This is a genomic window from Winogradskyella sp. PC D3.3 (assembly GCF_054366245.1).
Genome location: NZ_CM135962.1, coordinates 1,013,666 through 1,038,744 on the forward strand (window position 1 = coordinate 1,013,666; position 25,079 = coordinate 1,038,744).

The 25,079-nt window shown below is 32.7% G+C and carries 24 protein-coding genes; 13 read left to right on the forward strand and 11 right to left on the reverse strand.

Translation table 11 applies throughout. The annotated features are described in order from the left end of the window. Nucleotides 1-14: 14 nt before the first annotated feature. From ACXGSQ_RS04370 to ACXGSQ_RS04395, 6 genes are all read right to left on the reverse strand, one after another. A complete protein-coding gene (locus ACXGSQ_RS04370; protein WP_458628409.1) occupies nt 15-737 on the reverse strand; it encodes a DUF6090 family protein in 723 nt (240 codons plus the stop codon). A gap of 80 nt (nt 738-817) precedes the next feature. Then, nucleotides 818-1,513 (reverse strand): DUF6090 family protein, encoded by a 696-nt coding sequence (locus ACXGSQ_RS04375; RefSeq protein WP_458628410.1) that lies wholly within the window; start codon nt 1,511-1,513, stop codon nt 818-820. 32 nt (nt 1,514-1,545) lie between these two features. Beyond that, complete coding sequence (locus tag ACXGSQ_RS04380) at nt 1,546-2,241, reverse strand: DUF6090 family protein (RefSeq protein ID WP_458628411.1); 696 nt, start codon at nt 2,239-2,241, stop codon at nt 1,546-1,548. 60 nt (nt 2,242-2,301) lie between these two features. Next, nucleotides 2,302-3,084: a DUF6090 family protein gene (locus ACXGSQ_RS04385; protein WP_458628412.1), complete on the reverse strand. Its 783-nt coding sequence runs from the start codon at nt 3,082-3,084 to the stop codon at nt 2,302-2,304. Beyond that, nucleotides 3,081-3,836: a hypothetical protein gene (locus ACXGSQ_RS04390; RefSeq protein WP_458628413.1), complete on the reverse strand. Its 756-nt coding sequence runs from the start codon at nt 3,834-3,836 to the stop codon at nt 3,081-3,083. The genes ACXGSQ_RS04385 and ACXGSQ_RS04390 overlap by 4 nt, the downstream gene beginning before the upstream one ends. Continuing rightward, entirely contained in the window at nt 3,829-4,539 is a 711-nt protein-coding gene (locus ACXGSQ_RS04395; protein WP_458628414.1) for a DUF6090 family protein, read from the reverse strand. Before ACXGSQ_RS04395 ends, ACXGSQ_RS04390 begins: the two co-directional genes overlap by 8 nt. Nucleotides 4,540-5,275: 736 nt before the next feature. Between ACXGSQ_RS04395 and amaB the strand changes: the two genes are divergently transcribed. The 5 genes from amaB (at nt 5,276) to ACXGSQ_RS04420 (ending at nt 11,032) form a co-directional block, all read left to right on the forward strand. Further along, on the forward strand, nt 5,276-6,829 hold the full coding sequence (amaB, locus tag ACXGSQ_RS04400) for an L-piperidine-6-carboxylate dehydrogenase (RefSeq protein ID WP_458628415.1): 1,554 nt from the start codon (nt 5,276-5,278) through the stop codon (nt 6,827-6,829). Between the two features lie 121 nt (nt 6,830-6,950). Next, nucleotides 6,951-7,646, forward strand: coding sequence for a carboxypeptidase-like regulatory domain-containing protein (locus ACXGSQ_RS04405; protein ID WP_458628416.1), 696 nt, complete (start codon nt 6,951-6,953; stop codon nt 7,644-7,646). Beyond that, a complete protein-coding gene (locus ACXGSQ_RS04410) occupies nt 7,624-8,328 on the forward strand; it encodes a hypothetical protein (protein WP_458628417.1) in 705 nt (234 codons plus the stop codon). Before ACXGSQ_RS04405 ends, ACXGSQ_RS04410 begins: the two co-directional genes overlap by 23 nt. A 152-nt stretch (nt 8,329-8,480) precedes the next feature. Continuing rightward, a complete protein-coding gene (locus ACXGSQ_RS04415; RefSeq protein ID WP_458628418.1) occupies nt 8,481-9,842 on the forward strand; it encodes a DUF1800 domain-containing protein in 1,362 nt (453 codons plus the stop codon). 2 nt (nt 9,843-9,844) lie between these two features. Next, on the forward strand, nt 9,845-11,032 hold the full coding sequence (locus ACXGSQ_RS04420) for a DUF1501 domain-containing protein (RefSeq protein WP_458628419.1): 1,188 nt from the start codon (nt 9,845-9,847) through the stop codon (nt 11,030-11,032). Nucleotides 11,033-11,246: 214 nt separating this feature from the next. On the opposite strand, the gene ACXGSQ_RS04425 is transcribed toward ACXGSQ_RS04420, so the two are convergent. The 5 genes from ACXGSQ_RS04425 to ACXGSQ_RS04445 are packed head-to-tail and all read right to left on the reverse strand — an operon-like array spanning nt 11,247 to nt 15,537. After that, a complete protein-coding gene (locus ACXGSQ_RS04425) occupies nt 11,247-12,380 on the reverse strand; it encodes a DUF5929 domain-containing protein (RefSeq protein ID WP_458628420.1) in 1,134 nt (377 codons plus the stop codon). A gap of 30 nt (nt 12,381-12,410) precedes the next feature. Next, nucleotides 12,411-13,034 (reverse strand): HD domain-containing protein, encoded by a 624-nt coding sequence (locus ACXGSQ_RS04430; protein ID WP_458628421.1) that lies wholly within the window; start codon nt 13,032-13,034, stop codon nt 12,411-12,413. Beyond that, nucleotides 13,031-13,789, reverse strand: a complete 759-nt coding sequence (locus tag ACXGSQ_RS04435) for an SDR family NAD(P)-dependent oxidoreductase (RefSeq protein WP_458628422.1) — start codon at nt 13,787-13,789, stop codon at nt 13,031-13,033. The genes ACXGSQ_RS04430 and ACXGSQ_RS04435 overlap by 4 nt, the downstream gene beginning before the upstream one ends. After that, complete coding sequence (locus ACXGSQ_RS04440; protein WP_458628423.1) at nt 13,786-14,616, reverse strand: DUF4886 domain-containing protein; 831 nt, start codon at nt 14,614-14,616, stop codon at nt 13,786-13,788. The genes ACXGSQ_RS04435 and ACXGSQ_RS04440 overlap by 4 nt, the downstream gene beginning before the upstream one ends. Before the next feature lie 57 nt (nt 14,617-14,673). Then, nucleotides 14,674-15,537, reverse strand: coding sequence for an aldo/keto reductase (locus ACXGSQ_RS04445; RefSeq protein ID WP_458628424.1), 864 nt, complete (start codon nt 15,535-15,537; stop codon nt 14,674-14,676). A 104-nt stretch (nt 15,538-15,641) separates the two neighbouring features. Between ACXGSQ_RS04445 and ACXGSQ_RS04450 the strand changes: the two genes are divergently transcribed. From ACXGSQ_RS04450 to ACXGSQ_RS04485, 8 genes are all read left to right on the forward strand, one after another. Beyond that, a complete protein-coding gene (locus tag ACXGSQ_RS04450) occupies nt 15,642-16,211 on the forward strand; it encodes a DUF4382 domain-containing protein (protein ID WP_458628425.1) in 570 nt (189 codons plus the stop codon). 221 nt (nt 16,212-16,432) lie between these two features. Then, nucleotides 16,433-17,434 carry an AAA family ATPase gene (locus ACXGSQ_RS04455; RefSeq protein ID WP_458628426.1) on the forward strand — a complete coding sequence of 334 codons (1,002 nt, stop codon included), beginning with the start codon at nt 16,433-16,435 and terminating at the stop codon, nt 17,432-17,434. A 94-nt stretch (nt 17,435-17,528) separates the two neighbouring features. Beyond that, nucleotides 17,529-18,395: a DUF58 domain-containing protein gene (locus ACXGSQ_RS04460; RefSeq protein ID WP_458628427.1), complete on the forward strand. Its 867-nt coding sequence runs from the start codon at nt 17,529-17,531 to the stop codon at nt 18,393-18,395. Nucleotides 18,396-18,550: 155 nt separating this feature from the next. Then, the gene (locus tag ACXGSQ_RS04465; protein WP_458629318.1) at nt 18,551-20,185 is read left to right on the forward strand and encodes a hypothetical protein; all 1,635 of its coding nucleotides are present in this window, start codon (nt 18,551-18,553) and stop codon (nt 20,183-20,185) included. Further along, the gene (locus ACXGSQ_RS04470) at nt 20,185-21,189 is read left to right on the forward strand and encodes a vWA domain-containing protein (RefSeq protein ID WP_458629319.1); all 1,005 of its coding nucleotides are present in this window, start codon (nt 20,185-20,187) and stop codon (nt 21,187-21,189) included. Before ACXGSQ_RS04465 ends, ACXGSQ_RS04470 begins: the two co-directional genes overlap by 1 nt. Then, nucleotides 21,182-22,222 carry a vWA domain-containing protein gene (locus tag ACXGSQ_RS04475; protein WP_458628428.1) on the forward strand — a complete coding sequence of 347 codons (1,041 nt, stop codon included), beginning with the start codon at nt 21,182-21,184 and terminating at the stop codon, nt 22,220-22,222. The genes ACXGSQ_RS04470 and ACXGSQ_RS04475 overlap by 8 nt, the downstream gene beginning before the upstream one ends. 150 nt (nt 22,223-22,372) lie before the next feature. Continuing rightward, nucleotides 22,373-23,227 (forward strand): tetratricopeptide repeat protein, encoded by an 855-nt coding sequence (locus ACXGSQ_RS04480; protein ID WP_458628429.1) that lies wholly within the window; start codon nt 22,373-22,375, stop codon nt 23,225-23,227. 81 nt (nt 23,228-23,308) lie between these two features. Then, nucleotides 23,309-25,078: a BatD family protein gene (locus ACXGSQ_RS04485; protein WP_458628430.1), complete on the forward strand. Its 1,770-nt coding sequence runs from the start codon at nt 23,309-23,311 to the stop codon at nt 25,076-25,078. Nucleotide 25,079: the final 1 nt, after the last annotated feature.

Below are 25,079 nucleotides of genomic sequence, written 5' to 3' on the forward strand. Positions count from 1 at the left end.
ATGTTTAAAAAAAATCAATCATTTTGTAATGCTATTTCATCATTAAGCACAACTAAAATTTGAGATATTTTTTCTAGCACCTCTTGTTGTATGACGTATCTGAGATGCTCAATAGCGACTCTATTCAGTAAATGACCAAAATAGGCGTCTTGTTTAAATAGAAAGTCGATAGCCATATCTTCTTTAGGACTTTTAATAGTGTCTAAACCTAGTTGTTTTCTCATTTTAGGCAATTCCAAATGAGCACTTACAGGTGCACTAATGTTTTGCATATTATTTAGAAGATTCATACTGTTATCTTGGTCTTCAAACCCAGACTTAACAATTGAGAAATACTCAGCAAGCATTTTTGTAAGTTGTTTATTTCTTAATAAATCGATGTTTCCAGAATCGTAAGCTCCAGTTAATAATTCTGCGCGATACCAACTTTGGGCTCCATAAACAAGGAAATTCTTTATAGAATCGTTACTCGCACGTGGTATTTTGCCTTCATACATTTTAATGAGTTCACTACTTTTTCTAATCACGTTTTTTTGCATAAACATCGTTTCTACTAAACGTTCTTTAGATGCTATAACGTCGTCTTTTAGTGATACTAATAAGTTGTGTTCTTGTTTTAGTTGAATTCGATTTTGATTCCAATTATTTATTTGAAGTGCAATGAGAATCCCAATAACCACAAGCACAATTTCACCAATAGCGTATTTAAAGTATTTGGTTGTTTTGTTTGTTTTCACGAGGTTAAGTCTTATACCACGAAAGAATTTTATCATATTTTAGTTTGTGTTTTTTTTCCTCAAGAGGTGATTTTACAAAATTAGTTTTGATTATTTTTTAAATGATTATCAATGTCTATAATCAATACTTTAGCATTTGTTAAATAGCTTTGAAGTTCAGCTATATAAATTTCAAAGATGAAATAAAATACGGCCAATCTACTTTTTATACTTTGGTCGTTATAATAACTATCAACAAAACCATTAATGTTGCCATTCATTAAATAAGATGAATACCATTCGAAATTTTGATAATAGTTATAATTTCTTACAAATTGATCGCCTAATTCCTCAGTACCTACACTAATTTCTGTAAGGTGTTTATTGTAAAACTTATCTATGGTTGTTGTAAGTTCTTGTTCTAAATTATTAGATAGACTAGATAAATTTTTAAGCAAATCTAATCCGCGTCTACTTAATGCTAAATCTTTATATCCACTTATTACAGTTGAATAATTAGGGTTATCCTTCCAATCTTTCCTTGTTAGTTCTTTGTTTAGTACACTGTCAAATGCAGGTTTTCTTACTGTGAAATATTCTTTTATAAAAGGCTCAAATTCTAAGATATCAGTTTCTAAATCTTCTTTTACAGTCTGATATATTGCGTTTTGTGTATTAACTTGTTTTCTGTTTTCATTCCAATTGTTAATCTGCAATGCAATTAAAATCCCAATAACCACAAGCACAATTTCACCTATAGCGTATTTAAAGTATTTGGATGTTTTGTCTGTTTCCATGAGGTTGTATCTTATTTTCCTAAAGAATTTTATCATAGTGTATCCGTTTTAGAAAGCGCAATAATAGCATCTAAGGTTTCTTGTACTAATTGTAATTCACCACTTGAGTTGACAATTTGATCTAAAAAATCTTGCCGTGATTTTACCAAATATTCAAACTCTAGAGTTTGTAATGCATCAAAATCATTACGTGGATCCTTAAAATTAAAATTGAAATCGAAATGCTTTGACATGTAAGGGTCGTATTGTTCCCAGACATGATTTCTTGAACGTATTTCTTCTTCTTGATAATCCTCAATTAAATCTTCCCATGAAATCAATAAATCGCGCAACTTCTCATTTTTTATAACCTCAAATGAGGATGTGTTAGTTAACGCTGTGATACTAGATTGAGAAGGATTAAAAGTTACACCATCATAAGTATCCCACAAGAGAACCGATAATGAATCTAAAACTTCTGGATTTGGTTTTGATGTGATAGGAAATAGCGTTATGACTTTGTTACAATAATCTAAACTTAACTTATGCCTATACACAACTGAGTCTAACTGTTTTTTGTTTTTTTTAAATTCTTTATGAATGTTAGTTAAAATGGCTTTTTCCTTACTAGAATTTTTTCGGTTCTCATTCCAATTATTAATCTGTAGTGCAATTAAAATACCAATAACCACAAGGATTATTTCGCCAATAGCGTATTTAAAGTATTTGCCTGTTTTCCCTGTTTCCATGAGGTTGTATCTTATTTTTCTAAAGAATTTTATCATGCTTAAACTTTGATTTTTATGATGTTATTTCTTCTTTTCTAAATAATCATTAATGAGTTTAATTGTTGCTCTACCTTTTTTGTTATGGGTAACTCTAATCTTGTTAGAATACAAAATGTTTTCTTTTAGTATTGTAAAATCTTTAAGTGCTTCTTTTTTTTGATCTTCATTTAGATTATCAAAAAAGTGAATGACATCTTCATAAGTAATCGCGTTAGTATTTGAATTCCATCTAGGTGCCATAGAAGCCTCTCTTAAAAAGGCATTGTCCGTATAATCATTCAGCCTGTAATATGCATTTGTTTGTAAAGCAATGTAGGTGTTTTCTTGTTTTATAACTTCTTCTACATGCTTATAATAGTTTTGTATACTTTCTCTTAATTCCTCCGAAGCGATTAGCGCTAGCTTACCAGAAAATTTCATTTCACTGAATACCACGTCATTTCCTTCAAACCAGTTGGTTCTCTGAATGTTACTTAAAGCTCCTAAAAAAGCTTGTTGGTTTGACTTAATTGAATTGGTCCTTAGCGTACGCATTATCTGGGTAAATGCATCTAGTTTTAGCGTGTCTATATTAAAATGCATCTCAAGTTCTGTTTGGTCTTTATTTAAATCAGATAGGATTCTTTGCAGATAGTTTTCTTCGTATTGACTATTCTTTCTGTTTTCGTTCCAAGTATTAATTTGAAGTGCTATGAGAATACCAATAACCACAAGTACAATTTCTCCGATGGCGTATTTAAAGTATTTGGATGTTTTATTTTTCTCCATAAGGTCTTTTCTAATATGTCTAAAAAATTTTATCATGGTTTTAAGTTTAGCTCTGAATTTAATAAGTTGGTTAGGCGCTCTCTCATAGCTTTAAATTCTTGCAAAGCATACTTTTGATATACAAGCATCTCTAACTTAAGTGTTATGATATTCCATGCTTCTAAATTATTAAATAGCCTTTCAAAATCTGTTTCAGGTCCTCCAGATACGAGGCTGTCTTTATACATATGTAGAGCAATTTGCGAGTAATTAAGATGTTTGTTAATAAAAGGTTCTATAGTTAATAAATATTGATCGCCTATTCCTTTATCAAGAGTCTTAAAGCGGTTCAATTGAATACTAAATGCTTGCAACTCGTCTTTAATTTTGGTGTTATTTACTTTAGCTAAATAGCCTTCATTCATAAACTCTTGGGCTATTGGGTAATTAAAATTATTGACCCAAGCTGTACCTAATGCACCTAAGGTTTTTTGAAGTGTTGGTATAGAATCTTTGTTGTTAGAGCTTAATATTTCAAGCGTTTTTCTATTTTGAATGACTAAACTATCAATGCCACTAATTAAATTGTCTAATTTATCACGACTACTTTCTAACTCCTCGTGCATACGTTCGTAGTAATTGCTTAATGTGAGTTTTTGAAGACGTTTTTCATTCCAGTTATTGATCTGAAGCGCAATGAGAATACCTATAACTACGAGTATTATTTCACCAATAGCGTATTTGAAGTATTTGGATGTTTTGCCTGTTTCCATGAGGTCTTTTCTAATGTGTCTAAAGAATTTAATCATAGGTTAATTCGCTATTAATAATCGATAAGATTTGTTGTGCCTTTTTTATAATTTTTAAATACTCTCTATTTTGGTTTTGAGTGCCGATTGATTTTAATGTTAACGCATTTAAGTAAGCATTATCTTTTATCAACAGAGATATATCTAATGGAGACACTTCTGCATTTATATTCATGCTCTTTTTTGTTATCGCAGGATGTATTAATGTGGGCGTAATAATTTGATGCTGATAAATTTGAACACTTTGTTCCATGTTTTTTTCAATTCTCTCTGCGTTGGAATAAAATCTAAATATGAGATCTCGTAATTTTTTGTTTTTTATAAAGCTACCTGAACTACTTGCTTGTATTTGGTTGATGGTTCCTTTTTCGGGAATAAAATAAGATTCACCAAATAATATTAATGTCATGTTTGCAAGTAATACTTCATCTTGTGCGGTAAATATTTTTTTTGAAGAAATAAGTGTTAAGATCGTATCAATATTATGTACCATTACATTATTATCTGCAACTCTAGTATTAAGCGTTTCAATATCAAAAGTGAAATCATTTTTTAGGTCTTGTAAATAAATAGTCTCTTGACTGTTTATTTTTCTATTTTCATTCCAGTTATTAATCTGAAGTGCAATGAGAATACCAATAACCACGAGCACAATTTCGCCAATGGCGTATTTAAAGTATTTGGATGTTTTTCCTTTCTCCATTGATTTATATCTTAATTTTCTGAAAAATTTTATCATAATTCTTATTAATGATTTACCAAATCTGAAAGCGCCATTCTTACTTAAAGGGTATTAGGTGTATGAAGATAGGCGTTGTAATAATCAGAGAACTTTATCTCTAATAGAGAATGTTGTCTAAGGTTATATCTAGTCGCTCTTCTAACATGCTAAGAAAAGTTTTCTTGGATGTTTTGTTTTGTATCATTCTTTTTATCGGCATTAGCACAGAGTAGCATAATGTAGATTTGTAATTCGGTTTTGGTCCAGTTAGGTTTTTTGTTTTTCATACTGTTTTGGTTATAATCTATTTGTTGGATATGTTATGATAATACCGATAACTATAAGGAGAGTTTGGTTTATGGTATAGGAAAATATTTCGAAAAAAATCTCGGGGAGGATGAATAGCCTAATTGGGCAAAACAATGTAATCATTTACTTTCTTTAGGTTGAAAGTAAATTAGGTTGATGGCTGTAGTTGAGGTTGGTTAACTATTTGTGTTTAAATATATTAAATTGTTACAAATAATGCCTTTACATTTGATTTTAATCTTTAAAAAATAGGAGTGCTTGGCTTTATTTAAAGTAGCGTACACTTTTAAGAGATAAAATTTTAAAGCGCTAAAGTGTTCTTTTTTTTGACATGGTTGCTATGAGAAAAGCTGATATTTTATTAGTAACTTCGCATAAAATTTTAATAATTCATAAAAAATAAGCAAATATGGAAGCAGTAGCTACCGATTTCGGAATTAAAGAAGCCCTACAACAGTTGGGTGTAAAAGATATAAATGAAGGATCTTCTACAGGTTCTAATAATTTTTCTAATGGAGAAATTATAGAGTCATACTCTCCTGTAGATGGCAAATTAATAGGAAAAGTAAAAACAACCACAAGAGCCGATTACGACAAAGTAATGGATGCAGCCACTAGCGCATTTAAAACGTGGAGAGATGTACCTGCACCACAACGTGGAGAAATTGTACGTCAGTTTGGTAATAAATTAAGAGACTTAAAAGAACCTTTAGGGAAATTAGTGTCTTATGAAATGGGTAAATCCTTACAAGAAGGTTACGGTGAGGTTCAAGAAATGATTGATATCTGTGATTTTGCTGTTGGTTTATCACGTCAATTAAACGGACAAACCATTCCTTCAGAACGTCCTGGTCACGTGATGAGAGAACAATGGCACCCAATCGGTGTGGTTGGTATTATTTCGGCATTTAACTTTCCAGTAGCAGTTTGGGCTTGGAATACCGCTTTAGCTTGGATTTGTGGTGATGTTTGTGTTTGGAAAGCCTCTGAAAAATCATTGTTATGTTCAATAGCTTGTCAGAATATTATTGCGGATATTCTAAAAGAAAATAACTTACCAGAAGGTATTTCTTGTATTATTAATGGAGACTACAAAGTAGGTGAAATGATGACTACAGACCATAGAATTCCTTTAGTATCTGCTACAGGTTCTACAAGAATGGGACGTATCGTAGGTAAAACAGTTGCAGAACGTTTTGGTAAGTCGTTATTAGAATTAGGTGGAAACAATGCTATTATTATTACACCAACTGCCGATTTAAAAGTGGTGGTTCCTGGTGCTGTATTTGGTGCTGTGGGTACTTGTGGACAACGTTGTACATCGACACGTCGATTAATTATTCACGAATCAGTTTACGATAAAGTACGCGATGCCATTGTTGGTGCTTACGGACAGATTAAAATTGGTAATCCGTTAGATGAAAACAATCACGTTGGACCATTAATCGATAAAGATTCAGTTAATACCTATTTAGCAGCTATTGAAAAAGCTAAAGCTGAAGGTGGAAACGTATTAGTTGAAGGTGGAGTTTTAGAAGGTGAAGGTTACGAAAGTGGTTGCTACGTAAAACCAGCAATCATCGAAGCTGAAAATCATTTTGAAATTGTACAACACGAAACATTTGCTCCAATATTATACTTAATGAAGTATTCTGGTGAGGTTGAAAATGCGATAGAGATGCAAAATGGTGTGGCTCAAGGGTTGTCTTCAGCCATTATGACTAACGAGATGAAAGAAGCGGAGAAGTTCTTATCTTATGCTGGTTCTGACTGTGGAATTGCTAATGTCAACATCGGAACGTCGGGTGCTGAGATTGGAGGCGCATTCGGTGGTGAAAAAGAAACTGGTGGTGGACGTGAGTCTGGCTCTGATGCCTGGAAAGTGTATATGAGAAGACAAACAAACACCGTTAACTACTCAGACGAATTGCCATTAGCGCAAGGGATTAAGTTTGATCTTTAAGCTAAGCTTAAGTTTTTAAATATTTTAAAGCCATATCGGAAGATATGGCTTTATTTTTTTAACATTGTAAGACGCAACCTTTTCTTACAAATAGCATCTACTTTTTAAATGAGCTATTTTTATGAAACTACTATTTAGATTCTTTTTCTCATGTTACGTGTTGTTAACAGCTGTCAGTTGTGAAGTGCGACTCGAGGACGATACAAGAATTTTGGTTGAAGGCACTATTAAAGATCAAAACAATTCACCTATTTCTAATGCGAAAATTAGTGTTCAGACGAGAAGAAGTAATTACAGCGAAGGAGAGAATCAGTATATTTTAGGGGAAGGCTATAGTAATTCTGATGGTGCGTTCTCTGTTATTTCATTATATGATGGAGATGAAGATTTTGCAATTGAAGTGGATGGAGGAGAAAATTATAGTACGTATGTCTATAAAACGAATACTATAAATTTTACACCAGACGATTTAACGTTTAATCTAGAAACAGTAAGCTTAAAAAAAACAGCCAACTTTAATTATAATATGGTTAGAACAAGCGGAGAATCTAATACGCTTAGGTATAGTTTTAAATATATTGAAGGCTTTTGTTTAGAGTATTATGAAGGGACAACACTTAATGAATATCAAAGTTCATGTTATCAAGAGCGTGTGGTAGGCCAATTTCTCAATGATAACAACCCTGATATTGAATGGCTATTGAGTATCCCATTTGGTGAGGATGTTGAATTTACATATTCTATAAATGACGAACCAGAAATAACTGAAATAATCACAATTAATCAGGAAAATTATGACTTTACATTCAGCTATTAAAGCGCTAGTATTGATTTTTGGACTGTTATATTATTCAGTTGGTTTTGCTCAAGATAAGCCTGATGACAATGAATCTAAAACTGCGTCAAGCAGTACGTTTTTTAACTCAGAAGAACGTCAACGATTTTTCGCAATTACAGTTGGTGGCCATAAACCTTTTACCAGTGGTGATAATTTTATGGGTAAGGGTTTAAAGGGGAAATCTGGAATCGATTTTAAAGTTCAGATGTATATTTATAAGCATTTTTTTATCGGACTTGCATCAGGTGCGAGCTATTTTGATGTTAAAAATCAAGAACTCTTAGGAAGTTATAGAAAATCGAGAATTGCTGAAAATTATGCCTATTTAGGCTATGAATTTCTGCCAACTGATAAATTGAGGTTAGGTCTTAATATATCTATTGATGGTGATTTAGATTATAAAAATACAGGTTTTAGCACGTCTGATATAGCTGAACAGCATGATTCTGCTAAATTAAATCGCTATGGATTATATCTTCATTATGAGTTGGCGAAGCATTTTATGATCTACATTGATTATGCTTATAATGTGAGTAAAACAAATATTGATGTGCCCTCTCAATTAGATAATTTTTTTAGTAAAGGAAAGTACAGTTCTGTAGGTATCGGTCTCGTTTTTACTATTGGAAGTCGTGATTTAATTTCTAGGTTTGTAAATTAATCTTCAAAAAAACAACATTTTAATTTTTGATTTACAAACAGGTCGTCTGTTCTGAAAATAATTAAACACAAAAACCGTTTCTATCTAGAAGCGGTTTTCTTTTTGAATACATTTTCAATTAAACGTTTCTAAAAAGTATAAGTCTTAATAACATGACGCAGCAAGAACTTCAACATTTATATTGGCGAGCCGGATTTGGAATTAATCCCAATAAATTCAAGGCATTATCTAAAAATAGACAGCAAGTTGTTAATACACTTTTTGAAGATTCTAAATCCATAACCCCAATTCAAATAGATTTATCTTTTATGAATGGTGTTACATTAAAAGACATTAAAGACAATCCCAAATTTGCTCAAGAACTCAGAATAAAAAGTAGAAAAAAATTAGCTAATCTTAATAATGCTTGGATTAATCAATTGATATCTCCAAAAGAATTATTACGAGAAAAGATGACCTTGTTTTGGGCCAATCATTTTGTGTGCAGAGAGAATCATGTGGTTTTTGCTCAGCAATTTAATAATACATTACGAACGCATGCCCTTGGTGATTTTAGAACCTTTGTAAAAGTTATTTCAAAAGAAGCCGCAATGCTTAAATATCTCAATGGTAAGCAAAACAAAAAAGCAAAACCAAATGAGAATTTTGCCCGAGAGTTAATGGAATTATTCACTTTAGGTGAAGGACACTATTCTGAAACAGATATAAAAGAAAGTGCTAGAGCGTTTACAGGATATAATCATGATTTTGATGGAAATTTTATATTAGCTCAACGACGACATGATGAAGGTCTAAAAACCTTTTTCGGCAAAACAGGGCATTTTTCAGGAGATGATATTATTGATATTATTCTCGAAAATAAACAATGTGCTGCGTTTATTTCAGATAAAATCTACCGTTATTTTGTGAATCCAAAGCCGAATAAACAACATATCCAGGCTATGGCTGAGGTGTTTTACAAGGATTATAATATCGAAAATTTAATGCGGTTTGTGTTTCTATCCGATTGGTTTTATGATGAGGTAAACATAGGCTCAAAAATTAAATCTCCTATAGAGTATTTAGTAGGTCTCACTAATACAGTACCTGTTACATTTGAAAAAGAAAAAGACCTTATTAAAATTCAAAAATTACTTGGGCAGACCTTATTAGATCCACCTAATGTCGCAGGTTGGAAAGGTGATAAAGCTTGGATTGATGCCAATACCATTATGGTGCGTTTAAAATTACCTTCTGTAATTTTGAATAATGCTGTAATTGCTTCAGGTGAGCATGATGCATTTAAAAAGAAATTTATGAAAAAGCATAGGGGTAAATTACCGTTTAAAACCCTACCCAATTGGGCTGCTTTTTTAGATAATTTTGAGGCTGTTGCTACTGAAAATCTTCAAGATTATATGTTGCAAGGCACTATTAATAAAGGAACTTCTGACTATTTAAAAACGCTGAGTAAAGTGTCTAAGCAAGAGTGTTGCGTTCAGCTGATGTCATTGCCAGAATATCAAATGTGTTAATTATGGATAGACGAAAATTTCTTAAGAATTCAGCCTTAGCAAGCAGCTTGTTTTTTGTGCCTAATTTTGTAAAAGCTTTCGAGTCTGTCGCTTCAGAACGTTTGGGGTATAAACGTTTGGTTATTGTGCAATTGGCAGGGGGAAATGATGGGTTAAATACCATAATTCCACATAATAATGATTTGTATTATAATGCTAGGCCAAAATTAGCAATCACTAAAGATATTATAAAACTGAATGACGATTTAGGGTTTCATCCAAGTTTAAGTCCTTTACGTGCATTGTTTGATAATGGTGAATTGTCTATTCTAAATAACGTCGGTTATCCAAATCCTGTGCGATCACATTTTAGGTCAATGGATATCTGGCAAACCGCAAGTAGTTCAGATGAATATTTACAAAGTGGTTGGTTGGGGCGTTACTTAGATCAGCATGGAAAACAACCTTATAATGCTATAGAGATTAATGAACAGCTTAGTTTGGCTATGAAGGGTGATCATTTTAATGGTATTGCCACTAATGATTTTAGGGTATTGTATAATTCGGCAAAAGATCCTTATTTCAAAAATGTATTAAGTCATTATAACGATGCGCATTTAAGCGAACATAACTTAGGGTATTTATATCAAACTATGATTGAAGCGAAGTCTTCTGCTAGTTATATTTTTGAACATACAGATGTAAAAAGATCACAAGAAACTTATCCTCAAAACGCATTTGCAAAACAACTCAAAAATGTCGCCCAATTTATTAATTCGGATCTAGACACTAAGGTGTTTTATACATCTCTAGGAGGATTTGATACTCATGCCAATCAGAATAATAAGCAAGCCAAATTGTTGTCACAATATGCAGAAAGTGTTGCGGCATTTGTAAACGATTTAAAACGAAGTAACACTTTTAAAGATACGCTGATTTTAACCTTTTCTGAGTTTGGAAGACGTGTCAAACAAAATGCAGCTAATGGTACTGATCATGGTGCTGCTAATAATGTATTTGTAATTGGTAAGGATTTAAAGCGGGCTGGTTTTTATAATGATTTGGCGCGTTTAAATGATTTGGATGCTAATGGAGATATAAAATACAATATAGATTTTAGATCCGTTTACGCTACAATACTTTCGAAGTGGATGGATGTTTCAGTTGAAGGTATAATTCCAAAGGAACAAAACGTTTTAGATTTCATTTAGAAAAATAAAAAAACCTTGTCTCGGTTTAAGCGTTTAGCTCATGGGAAACAAGGTTTGATAATTGATTAATAGCACTGCAAATATGGGTAATATTTTCAATGATTAGCAAAATTTATGATGAATGGTCAATAAAATTGTATAATCAGTGTTATTTTTGAGCTATCTCCGTTAAGACGCATAAAAAGAAGATGAAAAATCAGTTATTTCCGACGAATTAACTATATCTTACTTTTCTTAATATTCTCATGGTTTCTTTGTATGAATAGTAAAGTTCTAAATTATAGCTCTTTATAAATGGCTTAGAATGCTCTAATTTGTCTAAAGCATCATTAAATCCATTGAGGTAACAGATGAGATAGCTAGCCGCTAAATTTTTTAAATCTTCTGTTTCAATTTGAGATAATTCTCTTTGGTTTTTTAGTTTTTCTAAAATAGCATTATTGGTATTGTAAATATGATGTAATACTTTTTTGTCAAATTGTGGTGGTTCAAATACAAGGTTGGATTCAATGGAGTAGTTGGCATTATCGTTAAAGCGAATTATTTTTTCTTCAAGTTTGTGGTACTTATAAGACTTATACAGGCCAAGTCTTACATACTCAATTATTTTAAAAGCGTCTTCTGTGTAGGAAATGGAGACATCATCTAAAGCTGAGTAAAATAAACGGACCTGTTCGTTTATTAATTCTATATCAACTCTAGAAAAGAAGACTTCATCCTTAATTTGTTTTTTTACGCCAGACCAACATAATACAAAGTACTCTTTAAAAACCTTGTATTTTGGATTAAAATCTTGACGTTTATTCATAAAATCGAAAACACCGTCTAATGTCAGTTCAATATTGTTTTGTGCATTGTTTTCTATGGCAGTAACAATTTTAGAGTTGACATCCTTAATTTCAATGTCAACAACTTTAGGCATACTTATACTACCATCTCTAAAAAATACCGACCCACCATAATATTTCCATATGTTTTTTTTTAGAGACGTAAGGCCATTAATTGGTCTAATTGTTACTAAACCAACGACTTTATCATCAGGTAAATGTGGAAAAGGAATGTTTTCGTATTGTACAATGGGAGGGTTGCTGAGATAAGCATTAATAAGATTCTGAATTTTACTATCATCAAAAAAATCAACACCAACAATTTTATTGTCTTCATCATTAACACCAATTACAATAAAAGAATTATTGTTAGGGTTGCTATTAGAAAGTGCACAGACATGCTTTAAAAACTTCCCTTTTCCTTCTTTTAAACTAATATCAATCTTACGTTTTTTGTCATAAAAACTGTTCTCGTCGTTGTGAGCGAGTAAGTGTTTTATGAGAAGACGTTTGTTTATCATAATCGTTTAATTGAAATTAAGAATTGTGATTTATAGCATTGCCATTTCTTGTTTTAAATTTTTCCTAGCTTGTGATTCATATTTAGCTCTAAATTCATTCGTAAAAAATAGAGTATCTCGTTCTAGAAAGTGCTTAAGAATTTTCTTTCGACCTGGTTTGTATAAAATATCAGGGTAAATTTTATATTCTTTTCTAATATTTTGAATGTATGTTTTATAGCTGTTCCAATCGCTGCCTAAAATAGATAGATCTAAATCTAAAAGATACGCATTGTCCTTGTTTTCGGTTAAAATCAATTCATGTGTTTTAGTCGAAATAATAAGTGTTTTAACCTTTTCTATTTTGATTGTGTCGTATTTTATGATTTTTAAGACATTTTCGGAAAAAAGAGCGCTTTGTTCTTCGTTATCTTTATTGGTGGGTTTGTAGATAATATCGTGATACCAAATGGCAAATTTTAAACTGTTTAAATCGTCTATTTTAGCTTCTAAATCTTGTAATTGATGAAACATATTATAGAGATGTGACAGGTTATGATAATATCGTTTTTTGGATGAATATTGTGATTTAATAGTCTCCCATAAAGTCTTAACTTGAGCATCATTAGTATAATTTGAGGCTAAACCGCTCCAATAATCCTCTAACCAATTCATGGCAATTCTTTTTTTACAATAGTAGAACTTGCTTGTGCTGTACAAAACATTAAAACATCTGCAATATTTACATGGGCAGGTCTCGAAATCGCAAAATAAATAACTTCAGCTACATCTTCGGCTTGTAATGCTTTATAGCCTTTGTATACATTTTCGGCAGCGGCATCTCCTTTAAATCGTACTTCAGAAAACTCAGTTTCTACCAAGCCTGGATTTATGGCTCCGACTTTAATTCCAAACGGGTTCAAATCTATACGCATACCCTCAGTAATTGCTAGTACGGCATGCTTACTTCCACAATAGACATTACCATTTGGATAGACTTCTTTTCCTGCTGAAGAGCCTATATTAATAATGTGTCCAGATTTACGCTCGGTCATTCCGGGAATAATGGCTTTACTCACGTAGAGTAATCCTTTTACGTTAATATCCATCATGGCATCCCAGTCGTCAAGATCTCCGGTCTGTATAGGATCTAGGCCATGTGCGTTTCCTGCATTATTAATTAGAATATCAATTTTTTGGAATTCTTCGGGCAACGATGCTATGGCTTCTAATGTTTGCCTTCTGTCGCGAACATCAAAATTTAATGTATGCACAATCGTTTCTTTAGATAGGGCTTTCTGTATACTGTCTAGCCGCTGTTGTCTGCGACCACACAAGATTAAATGAATTCCGTGTTTGGCAAATTCGTGAGCTGTGGCTCTGCCTATTCCGCTTGTAGCGCCTGTGATTAATGCTATTTTTTTCTTCATGTTTTAGTCGCAATGGTTTTTAGTATGTCTGCTGTGGCTTTCTTTAAGTTGCCAGTATATTTTAATTGATCTGCTTTTGTGTCAGTTATTAAGTTATAGAAGATACAAGCGTTTAAAAATGCCCCATTTTCGTTAGGGTGTATATCATCTATAAAGATATTAATTTCAGGATCATTTTTTATAAGGTTGTATGCTAAATTGGAGTGGTTAGACTTTATAAGATGGTGTTTTGTAGCGAGACTATTGTAAGCGGAATTCGTAAGTTCAACGTGATGCGCTAAGGTTTTAATCTCAGGAGAGCAGCGTTCAGCTTCGGCTGTAGTTTTATTAAAATTGTAACAATAGGTCTTGGGATAAACGGCCTTAGATGCCCAAGTACTAAAGATTATAAATTTGCAATTGGGATTGTTTTCGCGGGCTTTGGTGTTGTTAATAGATTTATGGATGTCTTCGCTTTTTTTAGGTACTAAAACAGTTACAGTGCCTGTTTGTAAAACAATAACATCCCAATAGTGTTCTTTTATCTTTTGTTCAGTTAAAGTGAGTTTAACGTCTTGTTTTTTGATATTAATAATTTGGTCTTCAGGAGTGTGGTTTATAATTTGACCAAAATGCATATCTAAAGAATAGCCAGGAAAAGTACTTTGATGAATTTTTATTTGAGGATTAGTTTCATTACCCATGTCTTGAAGCATCTCTAGCATATTGCCGTAATACGTTAAGCTATTACCAATAAATAATATCTTAACAGCTTCATAATGTGTGTATTCAGTTGGTTTACAATCAATGCACAAACAGTATAAAATACATACAAATAGATATTTCATTTAAAACCTCAATTTTAAAAGCCGTTAATGTTATAAAGGCTTTGGTTGGGCTTTGGTTTACGGAACTTTATGTCCTTGTGCCGCTACTAATATCAAAAACCAATCTTCTAATTCGAGATTAATTTTTGTTGCTTCAACCGCTAATTTCAGGCGTTCTTTAGTTGTTGTTCCAACCACAGGATGAATAAGTGATGGGTGTTTCATAATCCAAGCCAATAGCAATTGATCTTCCGAAGCATTGTATTTTTCCATTAATGCACCAAGTTGTTTATGTATGCGTCTAGTTTGTTCGGTGTCATCTTTAAATACAGAACCTAAAGGAGACCATGCCATTGCTTTTATACCATTGGTCATCATATAATCTAAAGTGCCATCATGCATGGCCGAATGTTCTGTAAGTGAAAATTCTATTTGATTGACGTCAATATCCATACGTAAACCTATCATTTCCATTTGAGATGGGGTAAAGTTAGAGACGCCAAAATCTCTAATCTTTCCGTCTTTTTTTAGTATCGTAATTGCTTCTGCTATTTCTTCAGGAACCATTAATGGACTTGGTCTATGTAGAAGTAATAAATCTAAATACTCGGTTTCTAGTTGTCTTAAGGATTCTTCAACAGACCAAATAATATAATCTTTACTATAGTTATAATGTTTTACAATATTATTTCTGTTGTCGCATTGATACTGAATACCACACTTTGAAATTAACTGTATATCAGCACGATTAATTCCTGACCCTTTAAATGCTTTACCAAATTCGGCTTCTGTTGTATAAGCTCCATAAATGTCTGCATGGTCAAAAGTGGTGATGTTGTTAGTAATACAGAAGTTTATTAAAGCTTCTGTCTCCTTATTTGAGAGCTGTTTTCCCCAGCTTCCCCAGGTCATTGTACCTGCAATTAATCGAGAATATTTCACTTTATTTTCAGTTTATAAGGGTTTTTTTGCAATTCGTGCATAAATGTACTCAAAACATTAAGAATAAGGTATTATTGACCTGTAATTATTCAAAAGCTCAAGTCATGAAACGTTTACAAGTTATAAAAATTTTAGTTTTTTCTTTTATCATTTTAATCAGTACAACAAGTTGTACTAAAGATGATGTTAATGATAATAAAGAATTCGCAGAAATTTCAGTGAGTTTAAAAAGCACCACGAATAATCTAAATAAAGTATATTTAGATATAGAAGATGTACAGTTAAGAGTTAAAGAAGATGCAGATGCACCAAATGCATGGGTTAGTTTAGATGCGATTAATACAGGAACCCATAATGTTAGTGATCTAAAAGATGATTTTGTTTTATCTCTCGTAAGTTATTTTGAAATTAAGTCAGCGTATATTTATGAAATTAGGCTCGTTCTCGACGATAATAATTTTATAGACATCAATCAAACCTTATTTAGTCTAGATATTGCAGAAATAGGAAATGCTACACCTTCAAATTTAGTAAATATAGCATTTGAATCTAATCGTATTTATGACATCGTTATCAATTTAAATCTCGAAGAATCTATTAGTTTCAATGAAACTGAAAATATGATGGTTTTACATCCTAAACTTTATACAGAAATACGACAAATTCAATATTAATTATCTTAATCCATGATTAATAGAGTGCGTTTAGACGTGTTCTGAACTTTAAATGAGTGATACTTCGGTGTTGCTCTTTTTTTTAACCAATTGTTAACAGCAACTAACGAAAAATTTTAACACTTTGCATGCTCTAAAAATTACGAAACCATTTCTTGTTAAAAAATTTAATTTAATTGAAATCGGTATAAAACATAGTTTTGTTCTTAAACCCTTAAATAATGGAAGAAACGAGTACAGTTGATATTAAGTCAATTAACGAAAAGATAGAAAGAGAAAGTGCATTTGTAGATTTACTAACCTTTGAAATGAATAAGGTTATTGTAGGGCAAAAGCATATGGTAGAGCGATTGCTCATCGGTTTATTAGGTCAAGGTCATATTTTATTAGAAGGTGTGCCAGGTTTAGCAAAAACTTTAGCCATTAATACCCTTTCAAAAGCTATTGATGCTACGTTTAGCAGAATTCAGTTTACACCAGATTTATTGCCAGCAGATGTGGTTGGAACATTAATCTTCAATATGAAGGAAAATGACTTTACGATTAAGAAAGGGCCAATTTTCGCAAATTTTGTTTTAGCAGATGAGATTAACAGAGCGCCAGCAAAAGTACAATCGGCTTTGCTTGAGGCAATGCAAGAAAAGCAAGTCACTATTGGTGATGAAACCTTTGTTTTAGATAAACCTTTTTTAGTAATGGCAACAATGAATCCCGTTGAGCAAGAAGGAACGTATCCGTTGCCAGAAGCACAAGTGGATCGTTTTATGCTAAAAACGGTGATAGATTATCCAACTATAGATGATGAACAACAAATTGTAAGGGCAAATTTAAGAGGTACTTACGAAAAAGTAAATCCTGTTGTGTCTATTGCTCAAATTCTAAGTGCACAAAAAGCGGTTAGAGATGTTTACATGGATGAAAAAATAGAGAAGTATATTCTCGATATTATTTTTGCTACACGTTATCCCGAAAAATATAAACTAGGAGATTTAAAACCTTTAATTTCTTTTGGAGCATCACCTCGTGGAAGTATCAACTTGGCTACTGCAGCGAAGTGTTACGCTTTTATTAAAAGAAGAGGTTATGTTATTCCAGAAGATGTACGCGCCATTGTTCATGATGTATTGCGTCACAGAATAGGAATTACTTATGAAGCTGAAGCTGAAAACATAACTTCAGAAGATATTATTAATAAGATTGTAAACGAAATCGAGGTACCATAATAGTAGTTAGTAAATTAGTATTCAGTTGGCAGTGGCTAACTAGAATTCTGAATTATAACGACTAACTGAAGACTGCTCACTGCAAACTGAAAAAATGGACACTAAAGAACTTCTTAAAAAAGTACGAAAAATTGAGATTAAGACACGTCGATTGTCTGATCATATATTTGGAGGAGAATACCACTCAACCTTCAAGGGTCGTGGTATGACGTTTTCTGAAGTACGCCAATACCAATTTGGTGATGATGTGAGAAATATCGATTGGAATGTTACGGCACGAACCAATCTACCACACATTAAAGTCTTTGAAGAAGAGCGAGAACTTACCATGATGCTAATGGTTGATGTGTCGGGAAGTGAAATGTTTGGAACAAAAAATCAATTTAAAAATGAAATAGTTACAGAAATTGCAGCCACATTAGCGTTTTCTGCGACTCAAAATAATGATAAGATTGGTCTTATTTTATTTTCGGATCAGATTGAACTTTATATTCCTCCTAAAAAAGGGCGTTCTCATGTCCTTAGAATAATTAGAGAATTAATAGAGTTTTCGCCTAAAAGTAAAAAGACAGACGTCGCTGAAGCATTTAAGTTCTTGTCTAATGTAATGAAGAAAAAAGCGATTGTTTTTGTGCTTTCTGATTTCTTAGCAGACGATTATAAACAGAATTTAAAAATTTCAGCAGGCAGACACGATATTACTGGAATTAGAATTTATGATAAACATGAAGCGGAAATTCCAAACCTCGGAATGGTACAAATGGTAGATGAAGAAACAGGAGCGTCTGTTTTAGTGAACACAGCCTCAAAAAAAGTAAGACAGAATTACAGTCAATTTTACAACGAAAAAGTTAATTATTTTAAAGACAGTTTTGCAAAATCTGGCGCAGGAGTTATTGATTGCAGAGTGGATGAAAGTTATGTGAAGAAATTATTAGGATACTTTAAGCGAAGAGGCTGATATGTTCGAAGCTTAAAGTTGGAATCATGAAGAAGTAGAAAGTGTAAAGTAAGAATTGTAAAGTGAAAAGTTTAAAATATATATTTGGCATATTAACAAAAAAAGAGGACTCTGCGGTCTTTCGTCTTAGGGCTTCTGTCTTCGGACTATTTTCTGTGTTCTTTTTTCTTGGTTCTCTGTTCTCTTTAGCACAAGTTTCAACTGAAATCGATACCACTAAAATTAGAGTAGGAGAGCAAATTAATTATAAAATTAATGTTGAAGCCGATTCATTAGCATTAGTTGTTTTTCCAGAAGGTCAAACGTTTATGCCTCTAGAAAATGTGGAAGCCTTAAAAATAGATACCACAAAACGTGATGCTAAGTTCTTATTATCAAGAATCTATAAGCTTACACAATTTGATTCGGGTGCTTATACCATTCCACGACAAAAAATTATCATTGGAGAGCACCCCTTTTTTACAGATTCGTTAAAAGTAGAAGTTAATACGGTTGAGGTTGATACAACCAAACAGAAACTCTACGATATTAAACCTATTATTGAAGTTGAAAAAAGCGGAAGTGATTGGTGGAAATGGTTAGTTCTTGTATGTTTCATAATGGCTGTGATCGCCTTTTTGCTGTACTGGTTTATTTGGAGAGCTAAGCCTTTATCTGAAGAAGAGGAAATGGCCTTATTACCTCCTTATGATCGTGCAAAATTAGCATTGCAAAAATTAGATGAAAGTCAGTTGTTATTGCGCTCAGAGGTCAAGGAATACTATTCTGAATTAACGTTTATTATCCGAAAATATTTAGATGAGCAAGTCTATGATCGTGCTTTAGAAAGTACAACGTCAGAACTTATCGATAGATTAAATTTATTGAAAGAAGGGAATCAAGTGCCACTTTCAAAAGAAACGATTTTACATATTGAATCTATTTTAAAACGAGCCGATTTGGTTAAGTTTGCGAAGTCTGCACCAGATACTGCACTGGCAGAAATGGACAAATCTACAATAGATAAAGCTATCGATAACGTTAAGATTAGCTTGCCAGAGCCATCTGAAGAGGGAAAATTATTAGATCAGAAATATAAAGAAGCACAAGAACGTAAAAAGAAGCGAAGAAAAATCTGGATTACCGTGGCTATTTCGGTATTCCTTGTCATTGCTACTTTTATTGGTTTTGGACTAAAATATGGCTTTGGTTACGTAAAAGATACCATTATTGGTCATGAAAGTAAAGAACTTTTAGAGGGTGATTGGGTAAAAAGTGCCTATGGCTATCCCCCAATTTTTATTGAAACACCAGAGGTTTTAAAACGTGAAGACGTTGAGGTTCCTGAGGAATATAAAGATAAAATTAGTACAGCGGTATTTCGATATTTATCTAAAAAATCTGGATTAGACATTCAAGTTAGTACAACAAAATTTAAAATTACTGATTCTCAAGGTCAACCAAAAGAATTAACTGATGATGAAAAAGCACAAGATTTACAAAAAACTTCTGAAACTTATTTAAAACAATTAGAATCTCAAGGAGCAAAAGATATTATAGTTAAAAGAGAACAATTTACAACGCCAAATGGAGCTGAAGGATTGAAAGTTTATGGAACTATGAACCTGGCTCTAAGTGACGACGATATGATACCAGCCAAATACAACCTGTTTCTTTTTAGAGCAGAAAACGTTAGGCAACAAATAATTTTAAGTTGGAGAACTGATGATAATTATACCGATGATATCATTGAACGTATCGTAGATTCCATAGAATTGAAATCTGAAGCGCCTGAAGAAGAGAAAGAATGATGTTAGAAAATATACAATTTTTAAATAAAGAGTTTTTCTGGCTGTTGTTGCTTTTACCAATAGCAATAGTTTGGTATGTCTTTAAGCATAGCAAGCAAACGGCTGAGTTAAAGATGTCGAGTATTGAAGGATTTAAAGGCGCATCTTCATCTTGGTCAAAATTAAGACACCTGCTTTTTGCATTGCGCTTAATTGCCTTGGTGTTTTTAATTACAGCATTAGCTAGACCAAGAACCGTTGATGTATCCACAAAAACTAAAACAACTAGCGGAATAGACATTGTGATGGCGATAGATGTTTCTGCAAGTATGCTGGCAAAAGATTTGCGCCCTAATCGATTAGATGCGTTAAAAGAAGTGGCTGCAGATTTTATAGATGGACGTCCAAATGACCGAATCGGTTTGGTTGAATATGCAGGTGAAGCCTACACTAAAACACCAATTACTAGTGATAAATCTATCGTCAAAAGAGCTCTTAGAGATATTAACTATAATTCTATTATTGAAAGCGGAACAGCGATTGGTATGGGATTAGCAACCGCAGTTAACCGTTTAAAAGATAGTAGAGCTAAGAGTAAAGTCATTATTTTATTAACGGATGGGGTTAATAATTCAGGATTTATAGATCCAAAAATTGCGAGTGAATTAGCTGTAGAGTATGGAATTAAAGTTTATGCCATTGGCTTAGGTACAAACGGGATGGCATTATCCCCAATTGGATTTAATAATAATGGATCTTTTAGATATGGTCGTATGCAAGTAGAAATTGATGAAGCCTTATTAAAAGAAATTGCCACAGAAACTGGTGGTAAATATTTTAGAGCGACAAACAATGATAAGTTAGCCGAAATTTATGACGAAATCAATAAGCTCGAAAAAACCGAAATTGAAGAAACAAAATACTACAATTACGATGAAAAGTATAGACCATTAGTACTTATTGCCGGATTATTATTATTGATAGAATTATTATTAAGAAACACAATATTTAGAAGCTTTGTTTAGACTCGATGAAAAAATATGGTTTTGGACGCTACTGGTAATACCAGTAATCATTTTGTTGTTTATACTGCTTCAGTTTTGGAGACGCGCTGTGCAGAAAAAGTTTGCAGATGCCGCATTACTAAGACGTCTTAGTCCTAACCAATCACTATTTAAAAGTGTTTTAAAAGTATTGGTTCTCTGTGGTGCTTTTGCTTGCTTGTCTTTAGCATTGGTAAATCCTAAAATAGGAACAAAATTAGAAACTATTCGTAGCGAAGGTGTAGATATTGTTTTTGCAGTAGACGTTTCAAAAAGTATGCTAGCTGAAGATATAGCACCAAACCGATTAGAGAAATCAAAACAGTTGGTAACGCAGATCATAAACAGTTTGGTGAGTGATCGTGTAGGGATTATCGCTTATGCAGGTAAAGCATTTCCGCAACTGCCAATTACAACAGATTACGCTTCGGCAAAAATGTTTTTACAAAATATGAATACAGATATGTTGTCCTCACAAGGAACAGCAATTAGTGAAGCTATTCAACTTTCAAAAACCTATTTTGATAATGAAGACCAAGCCAATCGTGTGTTAATTATCATTTCTGATGGGGAAGACCATGACGGAGAGGCTTTAAATATTGCAGAAGAAGCTTCTGAACAAGGGATTAGAATACTAACTGTTGGAGTTGGTAATGTTAAAGGAGGACCAATTCCAATAAAACGAAATGGGGTCATTTTAAATTATAAGAAAGACAATAACAACGAAACTGTAATTACCCGATTAGACGAGTCAACATTAAAGGAAATTGCTGCTGAGGCCAATGGAGTTTATATTAATGGAAGTAATACAGCTGAAGTTGTAAAAACGATAAAAGAAGAATTAGATAAAATGGATAAGCAAGAATTTGAGTCAAAACAAATTTCAGATTTTAAAGACCAATTTCAGTGGTTCCTGGCTTTAGGCATAATACTCTTATTTATTGATATCTTCTTTTTAGAACGTAAAACCGCTTGGTTAAAGAAACTTAACCTATTTAACGAAACGTATATCTAAAAAGATTAATTGAAAGGCGACTCGTTGCAATATGTCCTTGAGGCTTTTCTAAATAATTGAAGCGATCAGATTAAAATTTTTAGATTTTTTTTAACGCTAAGTCTGTTTGGGCTTTAGTAATTTAGAGCTCGTTTTCATAATTAAAAATACATGAAACTATACATACTACTTATCACGCTTTTTATTGGCAGTCTTGTGGGGGCTCAAAATCTGAGTAAGGAACAATTAGAAGCTGAAAAAAAAGCCACAAATCTAGTTTATAAAGCCAATGAGTTGGTTAGTAAGGATAACTATGTTGAAGCCGAAATGGAATATAGAAAAGCCATTTCAGAAGCTCCAACAAAGGCTACCGGAGCTTATAATTTAGCCCACTCTTATTATAAAAAAGGAAGTTTTGATGAGGCCTTATTTAGAAGCCAAGAAGCGGCTGCTAATGCAACAACTAAAGACGAAAAACACAGAGCGTTTCATAATATTGGTAATATCTTAATGCAAAATAAGCAATGTAAGGAAGCTGTAGAGGCCTATAAAAATGCCCTTAGAAATAATCCTAATGATGAAGAATCGCGTTATAATTATGCCTTAGCCAAAGAATGCGCTGATCAGCAAAAGCAAGATGGCGGAGGTGAAGATGATAAAAAAGACGAGAACAAAGACAACGAACAGAATAAGGAAGACGAACAAAAGAAAGAAGACGAAAACAAAGACAATAAAGATAAGAAGGACGACCAAGATAAAAAGGACGAAGGCGATAAGGATAAAAAAGATGGTGACAAGGATAAAGATGAAGATGGCAAGCCTAAAGATGATAAAAAGGATAATGGAAAAGGAAATGAAGATAACAAAGACAATAATGAGAAGCCTAAGCCTAAACCAGGACAGATGTCGCCTCAGCAGATAAAGAATATTTTGGAAGCCATGCAAAATCAAGAACAAAAGGTTCAAGAAAAAATGAATGCCGAAAAGCAAAAAGGCGCTAAGGTTAAGACTGAAAAAGACTGGTAAAACAAATTACGATTGTCGAATTACGAATTTATGATTTATAGTATATGAATCGTAAATAGTATCTCTAAAGTCGTCTATATTATGAACATAAAAAATCAGATATCCATATTATTCCTAATACTTGCAACAAGTATCGCTTCTGCGCAAGTGAAATTTGAAGCAAAAGTTAGCAAAAAGAAACTAGGAATTAATGAACGTTTGCGCATCGATTTTGAAATGAACAAAGACGGAGACAATTTTGAACCTCCTAGTTTCGTAGATTTTGATGTCGTTGGAGGACCAAATACTTCTGTTAGTAATAAGTATTTAAATGGGAAACGTTCGTATTCTAAAACATATAGCTATTTTTTAGCACCAAAAAAACGAGGAAACTTTACTATAAAACAAGCAACCATTGAAATCGATGGAGAAACATATAAAACATTCCCGATAACGGTTACTGTTACTGCTGCTGTTAAAGCGCCAAATGGAAACACAGCGGCTTCAGATGTAGCCTCTGATAATATTCATTTAGTCGCTGAGGTCTCTAAAGCCAATCCATATTTAAACGAAGCCATAACCGTAGTTTATAAGTTGTATGTTTCAAGAGAAACAGGAGTAAGTAATTGGCGAGAAAAAGATATTCCAAGATTTAATGATTTTTGGAGTCAGAATATTGAAATTAAGGGATTTCCAGTTCAAACAGGAGAGTATAATGGAGAGGAATACCGTTATGTTATTCTTAGAAAGACCGTACTCTACCCTCAAAAAACAGGACCATTAAAATTAGAGCCGTTAGTAATGGATGTTACTGTAGAGGTACCATCAAATCGAACAGATATTTTTGGAAGAGCATTACTCACTAGGGTTCCTAAAGTTGTAACCGCAGGAAGTAGAACAATTAATGTTAAGCCTTTGCCAGAGAAAGGGAAACCTTCAGATTTTAAAGGCGCTGTTGGTGATTATACCTTTAAAGTTTCAACGAGTAAAACACAGTTGAATGCAACTGAATCACTTCAAGCTAAAATAGAAGTTTCAGGAAAAGGGAATTTAAAACTGTTTGAATTACCTAAGTTATCTGTACCAAGTGCATTAGAGGTTTACGAACCAGAGCACAAAGAAAATATCCGTACTAGTTTAGCTGGTATGCAAGGTAATATCTCAGATACTTACACTATCGTTCCACAATATAAGGGGAAATATCCGCTACCAAATATTTCATTTTCTTATTTCGATTTAAAAACAGAAAGCTATAAGCGTATTACATCAGAGGATATCGTTATTGATGTTTTAGAAGGCCCTACGTCTTCTAGTAATACAACAGAAAATGCAACCGTAAATACGAAACAAACGGTTAGTCCAAATACAAACACATTTGCGTTTATAAAAACAACCTCAAATTGGTTGCCAATAGAGTCTGAACCTTTCTTTAAGTCTACAGGATTTTGGTCTTTGTTATTGCTACCATTTTTAGCGATTCCTTTAGCTATTGTTGTAAGACGTAAAAAAGATGAACGCAATGCCGATGTGCATGGTAATCGTATAAGAAAAGCAGATCGATTAGCTAAGAAGTATCTAGGAGAAGCTAAAAAAGCACTTGGACAAAAAGAAACCTTTTATTTAGCTTTAGAAAAAGCGCTCCATAATTATTTAAAAGCAAAATTAAATATTGAAACTAGTGATTTTAATAAAGAAAAAATCAAAAGTCTTTTAAGTGATAAACAGGTCGGTGACGTGGTTGTTTCAGATTTTATTTCAATTCTAGAAAATTGCGAATTGGCACGTTACACTCCAATTACACAAGTCACCATGCAAAATGATTATGATAAAGCAGCAAAGACAATTTCATTAATAGATAAACAACTGAGATAAT